Origin of the sequence: Propioniciclava sp., assembly GCF_029977985.1 — a bacterium.
Lineage (GTDB): Bacteria > Actinomycetota > Actinomycetes > Propionibacteriales > Propionibacteriaceae > Propioniciclava.
In genome coordinates this window covers 1-8,161 of record NZ_JARKOT010000184.1, presented here as the reverse complement: position 1 = coordinate 8,161, position 8,161 = coordinate 1, and the positions used below count along the sequence as shown (strand labels likewise).

Below are 8,161 nucleotides of genomic sequence, written 5' to 3'. Positions count from 1 at the left end.
CATCCGGGGCTCCTTCCCGGGCGGCCGGCTGACGCCGGTGTCGTTCAGGACGAGGGCGTCACTCACTCCGTGGACGAGGGCCCCGCGGAATGGGTCGCCGGCGCCACCGCGCCGGGCGTGGGAGTCGACCATCAAATCGGCGGCCGGTCTTCAACACGGCGGCGTTGGCCAGGATCCACGTCCCGCCGCCCTGGTCGAGCTTGATGTCCGTGGTCATGACCGTCGCGCCTCTCGGTCGGGGGTGTGGCTCTTGGGGTCCCGTCGGTCGCGGGCCCGTTGCCTGGTTCTACACCCCGAGACGGGCTGGGGTCGACGGGGCGGCACGCTGCGCCATCCTGCTCGGTATCGCCCGGCGGGACGGCCGCAGGCCGACTCGTTCAGACTCGGACTCTGCCGGGGTGGTCGAAATCGCTGACGGGGCCGACGCGCCTGTCGTAGACCTTGTGGGGAGGTACCGCCTGCTCGGCCGTGCCCGGATCAGGGGTACTCGGGGCCTGCGTTCAGGGAGGAAGGGTGCTCGTGGACGGCTCTGTGATCGGTGGGCTGGTGGAGGAGATCTCCTGGGAGGGCAAGCGAGTTCGCCAGTACCGGGGAGGGGGTCGAGGGCTGGAGAACGTCCTCTCAGCTCAGGTTCTCCAGGCGCTGGACTTCCTGCCCCGCGCCACCTGTCTTCGGCCGGTTCTCGAGCAAGCCACCGGCGCGAGTGCCGCACGGGACCACGTCGCCGCGGAGGCGGAGCGCCTGAGGTTGGCGTTCCTGCCGGGTCAGATCAGCCTGCCGGGTGGGGTCGGTGTCCAGCCTGACGCCCTCCTGGTCGGGCCGAGCACCTACGTGCTGATCGAGGCGAAGGGTCCTGGTCGTTCGTCCTTCAATCCGGAGCAGCTCTCCCGTGAGTACACGGCGGTGCTGCAGGAGGCCCAAGGTCGCACCCCGCTCCTGCTGCTGATCCTGGGCGAGGAGCCGCCAGTGAAGGTGAAGAGGCGGTTTGGCAGGTATGCGGTCGTAGACGCCCTGGAATGGGAGCTCCGGCAGCTTCCCGACGGTGTCGTCGGTGGCACCGCGCGTCGCGAGCAGCTCATCGTCGGCGTGCCGGGAGTCCTGGCTTGGACGACCTGGCAACAGATCGCCGACGTGGTGGCAGGCGTCCTCGATGCCTACACCGTTGACGACCAGAGCGCGCAGGCCGCGATCCGCCGGCTAGCGCAGGGCGTCATCGACGCCATCAGGTGGCACACCACAACTGGAGGATGACGTTTGAGGGCACCGCGGCTGGATCGACCGGCAGACAAGACGCCCTTAGGTCGAAGGGCCACCGGCTGGCCGGGTAGCTCACCAGTAGGACGGAGCAATCGGCCGCCTGCCGGGTGAGTTGACGACGCCGTTGGCCCCCGTCTGAGGCCGGCTGCGGAAGTGACTACTGGCGAGCCTTGGTATTACCGAGTCGTACTCGGGAGATGAAGACTGCGATCTCGGTCCCGAACGGGACGTGCGAGCGGGTCGTGCGCATGGCACGCGAACTGGGAGTGAGCAGGTCCGAGCTGTTCTCCCGCCGCAGAGTGCTACCTGGACGAGCTCGATGACGCACGGGTCACGGAGCTCGTCAACGAGGTCCTGGCGCGCGACCCGTCCGCTCAGGAGTCGAACCTCGCGGCCGCCGAGGTAAGCCGGGCGCGACTGCTCGAGGGTGACGACTGGTGATCCAGCGGGGCGAGGTGTGCTGGGTCGATCTCGGCCCGGCCGTCGGCAGCCGGCCCGCCAAGAGGCGTCCGGTCGTCGTGGTTCAGTCCGACCGTTACAACGAGAGCCGGCTCGCCACGGCGATCGTGCTGGTCATCACGTCCAACACTGCCCTGGCAGCCATGCCTGGCAACGTGTTCCTGCCCGCCGGCTCATCCGGGCTGCCGCGCGACTCCGTGGCGAACGTGACAGCAGTTCTGACCGTGGAGAAGCGGGAGCCGATCGAGCGCGCAGGCCGACTGCCGCCCAAATTGGTCGAGGAGATCGACCGCGGCCTTCGAAAGGTGCTCAGCCTGTGGGCCGCGCCCGGTCTGGCGTCAGTCGCGGCGCCCGGACGAGCACCCGTCCCCGTGGGTTCAGGCGTCGTGGACTCAGGTCCGCTTGGTCCAGGTCGCGCCCCGCCCGACGGAGTCCGCCTCGACCTGCCCGGCGTCCTTGAGGGTCTTCAGGGCAAGTCGGATGGTCTGGTCGGACGGTCCTGGGAGCGCGGCTCGGACGTCGGCGTGGCGCAGCGCAAGGCCGGCAAGACGACACTGACCCTCAACCTTGCCCGTGCCCTGCTGACCGGCGAGGCGTTCCTCGGCGCGTTCGACGTCGTCCCCGTGGCCGGCGACGTCGCCATGCTCAACTTCGAGGTCTCCGGGCACACGCTCGCGCACTGGGCCGACGACCACGCCGTGCCACCAGAGCGCTTCCACCTGGTCAACCTGCGCGGTCGACGCAACCCTCTCGCGCACGACGAGGACCGCCAGCTCCTGGCCACCTGGCTGCGCGAACGCGGAATCGAGGTGCTGATCGTCGACCCCTTCGGCCGCGCCTTCCACGGCGCCTCCCAGAACGACTCCACCGAGGTCGGCTCCTGGCTCGTCGCCCTCGACACGTTCGCGCGAGGCGACGTGGGTGCCCGCGAGCTCGTGCTCACCGCGCACGCCGGCTGGGACGGCGAACGAACCCGGGGCTCCTCGAGTCTGGAGGACTGGGCCGACACCATCCTCACGCTGACCCGCGGCAAGGACGACGACGCCGACGGCCGCTACCTGCGCGCGCTCGGGCGCGACGTCGACGTCGAGGAGGACCGACTCGACTTCTACCCCGCCACCCGCACGCTGAGGCGCTCCGGAGCCGGCTCTCGCCGAGCAGCCCAGCGGGCGCGCGCAACCGCGGCTGCACGCGTCGCTGTCCAGGCGTTCGTCCAGGCCAATCCCGGCTGCTCCGGGCAGACGATCAGGGCCAACGTCGACCACGGGAGCGCCGTCGTCGACGACGCTCGCCGCGCCCTCGTCGCCGACGGCACCCTGATCGAGACCAGACGACCCGGCCGCGGAGGCGGATCCGCCTACCAGCTCCGCGCCACCGAGGCCCGAACCCCGACCAACCCCGACTAACCCCGACCAGTCGAGGTATGGAACTCCGCCAACCTCGCCTCTATAGAGGCGGGGTTCCTCGTCGGGGTTCGAGCCGGGCGAACCTCGACTCGCTCGCTCGGTCGCAGCCGGTGGGGCTCCCCGCCTCGCCTGGCACGCAACCACCGCTGCGCTCTCATGGCCGCAGGTGGGAGCGGCACACCTGCCGTCACGTGCCCAAGTCGGATGGCTGGGGTGCGCCCAGCCAGATCCGAAAGTGCCCTCGCCGCGTGATGTCGTGGCTTCCACGCCTGGGGTGACGTCACGACTGAGCTCGGCGCGGGGCTGACACCGCGGCCCTCAGTCCGACCGCGCCATCAGGCGTCGCCGGAGGCGGGGCGCCGGCGCGCGGTGACGGCCACGTGCACCTGGCCGTCGCGGACCTCGACGTCGAACACGTCGATGGGCAGAGCCTGGCCGCCCCCGGCATCGATCACGTCGCCCGAGTCGAGGTTCCACACCTGCTTGTACATGGGCGAGGACAGCGTCGGGACGATCACGCCCTCGGCCCCGTCCTCGCCGGGGATCAGGTGGGAGCCCACCAGGCCCCGGGACAGGATGTTGGCGCCCGAGTACGGGTCGTGCTGCTGGACGGCGTGCACGCTCCCGTCATCTAGCAGGAAGACGCCGATCTGCGTGCCGTCCGGGAGCAGCGCCGCGGCGCCGCGCTCGACTTCGAGGGCCGAGACGGGGCAGATGGGAACCATGTCGACGCTGGCGGCGGTCGGGTTCATCGGATGAGATCCCTCGTCCAGGGACTCTGTGGCGCTGGCAAAGGCGTGGGCACGGGCCTCCAGGGGCGACGGGTACGAGACGGTGTCGGCCGCGGTGGCGGGGCGGATCTGGCCGCGCTCGGGCACGAACCGCAGGTCGGGGTCGGCCGCCTCGGGCGCGTTGACGAAGGAGACGAACTTGGCGGCGCGCTCCGGATCGTGGACCGCCTCGGCCCACTCGTCGACGTAGGTGTCGGCGTGGCGCTGCATGGCCGCCTCGAGCTCCGCGCCGATCCCGAGGGTGTCGTCGACGATCACGCGGTGCAGCTCCTCGATGCCACCCGGACGCTCCTCGACCCACCGGGCGGTGCGTTGCACCTTGTCGGCCTCGCGGACGTAGAGCATGAGGAAGCGATCGATGCATCGCACGAGCGTCTCGTCGTCGAGGTCCTCGACGAGCAGCTTGCCGTGCGCGGGCTGCGCGCCGCCGTTGCCGCCGACATACAGGTTCCAGCCACGGTTGGTCGCGATGACACCGACATCCTTGGCCTGCGCCTCGGCGCACTCGCGCGCACAGCCCGAGACGCCGAGCTTCAGCTTGTGTGGGGACCGCAGGCCGCGATAGCGCTTCTCGAGGGCGACGGCCATGGTGGTCGAGTCCTGTACGCCGTAGCGGCACCAGTTGGTTCCCAGGCACGACTTCACCATGCGCAGCGACTTGCCGTACGCGTGGCCGGACTCGAACCCGGCGTCGACGAGGCGCTTCCAGATCTCGGGGAGCTGCTCGAGGCGGGCCCCAAACATGCCGATCCGCTGGGCGCCGTTGACCTTGACGTACAGGCCGTAGTCCTTGGCCACCTGGGCGAAGACCAGCAGCTTCTCGGGCGTCACCTCGCCCGCCGGCATCGCGGGGATCACCGAGTACGTGCCGTCCTTCTGAATGTTCGCCATGACGTGGTCGTTGGTGTCCTGCAACGCGCCGAGCTGGCGCCCCACGGGGCTGTGCTGCCGGCCGGTGATGGCCCCGAGCGTCGCAAGGATCGAGGCCACGACGGGTCGGCACACGTTGCAGCCGCGGCCGGTGCCGAAGGCCGTGACGATCTCGCTGAAGGTCCGCTGGCCACTCAGCTCGACGAGCGCGAACAGGTCGGCGCGGGGCATGTCGAAGTGCTCGCACAGAGCGCGGGAGACGGTGATGCCGGTCTTCACGAGCTCCTGGTTGAGGATCTTGGTGAGCGTGGGCACGCACGAGCCGCACACCGTCCCGGCCGTGGTGCACGCCTTGATCGCGCCGATCGTGTGACAGCTCTGCTCGACTACGGCGTGGCGGATCGTGCCCGCGTCGACGTTGTTGCACGAGCAGACGATCGCGTCGTCGGGGAGCGCGGTGTCGGTCATCCCGACGCCCTCGGGGGCGATCACGGCGGACGGGTCGGCGCCGAGCTCGCGGCCGATCAGCGGACGCAGCTGGGAGTACAGCTCGATGTCGCCGACGAACACCCCGCCCAGCAGAAGCTTGCCGTCGTCGGACATCACCAGCTTGCGGTACTTGCGGTTCACGGGGTCGACGGTCGATACCTCGAGCGCGTTGGGGCTGATGGCGTTGACGTCGCCGAAAGCGGCGGCCTCGACGCCAACGCCCTTGAGCTTCGTGCCGTCGTCGGCGCGATGATGGGTGCGCTTGCCGCCCAGGAAGCGGTCGACGACGACGTCGGCCATGTCGTTTCCGGGGGCGATGAGGCCCGCGCACACGCCGTTGAAGGAGGCGCACTCGCCGATGGCCCAGATCATCGGGTCGGAGGTCTTGCAGGTGTCGCCGACGACCACGCCGCCGCGCTCGCCGATCGCGAGCCCGGCATCGCGAGCCAGGCGGTCGCGCGGGCGGATGCCGGTGGAGAAGACGACGACGTCGACGGGCAGCTCGGTCTCGTCGGAGAGGTACGCGGTGCCCATCGCCCCGTCACCCGCCGGCGTGAAGCGCGTGACCCCGACGTTCGTGCGCACATGGATCCCGAGATCCTCGATGGGCAGGCGCAGCATCTCCCCGCCGCCCTGGTCGAGCTGGACGCTCATGAGGCGGTCGGCGAACTCGACGACGGTCGTGTCGACGTCCATGTTCCTCAGGGCCGCGGCAGCCTCCAGCCCCAGCACCCCGCCGCCGACGACCACGCCCCGCAGCGGACGCCCGAGGGCCTTGCCACGCGTCGCGACCCACTCGCACATGCGCTCGACGTCCTCGACGGTGCGGTAGCTGAACGAGCCGGGCAGGTCCCTGCCCTCCGCGTGCGGCGCCCACGCCCACGAGCCGGTCGCGAGCACGAGGCGGTCATAAGAGAAAGTCGTCCCGGACGCTGTCGTCACGATCTGGGCGTCGCGATCGATCGCCTCCACCTTGTCGCCCGTCACGAGCGTGATCCGCGGGTCGTCCCACACGGAGGAGTCGAGGGTGAGCAGGCTCGCGTCGCGGCTCGTGAACAAGTCGGAGAGGTGCACCCGGTCGTAGGGCTGCTCTGCCTCCTCACCGATGACGGTGAGGTGCCAGGAGCCGTCAGGGTCCTGGGTGCGCAGCCGGTCAGCGAAGCGGTGGCCGGTCATGCCGCCGCCGACCACAACGATGCGGGCGTCGTTCAGATTGGGCGCCGGCGTCGCGGAGCTGATCAGCGGGGAGGCGTCGACGGGGGCGGTCGTGTCGAGGGAGGTCATCGGGCGATCACGAACCCTTCGGCGGGGTGGATAAGAGCCGGCTCGTTGAGCCGACGGTCCTGCTGAAATGAATCATCCGCCAGTGAATCATCCGTCTGCTTGCGGCGTGTCCCGGTTGATCGTGTTGGTTCGGGATGCTCTGGATGCAGGGTCTGCGCCGGGATCAGCGGGCACTTGCCCCGAATCGCGCACCCGCGACGTCCTGACCAGCCCAAACACCACTCGACCAGCCATCACCTGTGGAACTCGGGGCGGGGTTCCTAGTCCGGGTTCGAGCCGGGCGAACCTCGACTCGCTCGCTCGGTCGCAGCCGGTGGGGCGCCCGCCCCGGGGTGGGACCGGGTTGTGACCCGGCGCAACAACCGCCACCTCACAACCGGCGACGGTCGGTACGTGCGCAACGGCGCCCTCTGGGACGTCGTCGCCGTCGAACGCGACGGCACCCTCCTCGCAGTCCCCGCCGGCCGTCAGACCCCCGCCGACGGCGGCGCGGCGTCCGCCGTCGTTCGCCTGCCCGCCGCGTACACCGCGGAACACGTCGAGCTCGGCTACGCCACCACCACCGCCAGGTCCCAGGGCATCACCGTGGAGGAGTCCCACACGATCGCCACGCCCGGCATGGGCCGCGAAGACCTCTACGTCGCCATGACCCGCGGCCGGCACACGAACCACACCTACGTCGCCCTCCCCGACGACCACGACGACTGCCACCCCCAGGCCGGCGGCGTCGCCAGCGCCTCAGCCACGACGACGGCGTCGGCGGCGGCGGCGGCCGCCGGCCGGGAGGCCCTCGAACGGATCCTCGCCACCAGTCACGCCGAACGCTCCGCCACCGAGACCTGGCACGAGTTCCACCCCGACCAGCCGTCACCCCTGCCACCGCTCACCCTTGGCGGCCTCGGGCTCTTCGCGCCGCGCGGACCCGGCCTGCCGCCTCTGGGTGCCGTTCCCCAACTTCCCGGCCTGAGCCGATGAGTACCAACCCGACCCCCCGGACGGTGTGCGCACCGGATGACTCGCTCATGACGAGGGGCCCTGAGACCAATGGCCACCGCACGCACGAGAGGACGACCATGACCGCACGACGCACGACGCACGCCCGCCACGCCGTCGCCGACCACAGCCGTCAGGACGAGAACCGCGAACCGGCCGGGCAGGATTACCTCACCCCCGCCGAGTTCGCAGCCGCCCTGAGCGTCTCCATCCGCACCGTCCGCAACTGGATCGCCGACGGCGTGGTCCAGGCAACCAGGGTCGGGCCGCGGCTGATCAGGATCCCAACCGCAGAGATCCAACGCGTCGGCGTGCCGGTCCGGTCCTCGACCCGGCAATAGCGCCGCAATCTCAACCCTGATCCACCGAGTCGGTTCAGGTGGTGTCGTTTGAGCATTTCTGCGATGGCTTGATCGCGGTTTTCGGTTCACGGGCGGCCGGGAGCCGCCAGCCTGTGCTGGCTTGTCCACGGGGGTTCTCCGGTCGTGCCCGTCGGGGGCGGGTGGTCAGGTCGTTGCTGGCGCTGGTGGGCTGGTCGCGACGTGCCAGAGGTTGGCCCAGGCCGCTGACCAGGGCCAGTGCCGGGGTAGGTGGATGAGTCGTCGTCGTGCG

General features: G+C 70.3%; 5 protein-coding genes. 4 read left to right on the top strand and 1 reads right to left on the bottom strand.

Translation table 11 applies throughout. The annotated features are described in order from the left end of the window. The first annotated feature begins 519 nt into the window (after positions 1-519). Both Q1K57_RS11020 and Q1K57_RS11015 read left to right on the top strand, forming a co-directional pair. Entirely contained in the window at positions 520-1,251 is a 732-nt protein-coding gene (locus Q1K57_RS11020; protein ID WP_300082392.1) for a hypothetical protein, read from the top strand. 443 nt (positions 1,252-1,694) lie between these two features. Then, positions 1,695-3,122 carry a type II toxin-antitoxin system PemK/MazF family toxin gene (locus Q1K57_RS11015; RefSeq protein ID WP_300082389.1) on the top strand — a complete coding sequence of 476 codons (1,428 nt, stop codon included), beginning with the start codon at positions 1,695-1,697 and terminating at the stop codon, positions 3,120-3,122. Between the two features lie 335 nt (positions 3,123-3,457). On the opposite strand, the gene nirB is transcribed toward Q1K57_RS11015, so the two are convergent. Continuing rightward, entirely contained in the window at positions 3,458-6,556 is a 3,099-nt protein-coding gene (nirB, locus tag Q1K57_RS11010) for a nitrite reductase large subunit NirB (RefSeq protein ID WP_300082386.1), read from the bottom strand. A 393-nt stretch (positions 6,557-6,949) separates the two neighbouring features. Between nirB and Q1K57_RS11005 the strand changes: the two genes are divergently transcribed. Both Q1K57_RS11005 and Q1K57_RS11000 read left to right on the top strand, forming a co-directional pair. Next, on the top strand, positions 6,950-7,531 hold the full coding sequence (locus Q1K57_RS11005; RefSeq protein WP_300082383.1) for a hypothetical protein: 582 nt from the start codon (positions 6,950-6,952) through the stop codon (positions 7,529-7,531). 98 nt (positions 7,532-7,629) lie between these two features. Then, on the top strand, positions 7,630-7,890 hold the full coding sequence (locus tag Q1K57_RS11000) for an excisionase family DNA-binding protein (protein ID WP_300082380.1): 261 nt from the start codon (positions 7,630-7,632) through the stop codon (positions 7,888-7,890). Positions 7,891-8,161 lie beyond the last annotated feature (271 nt).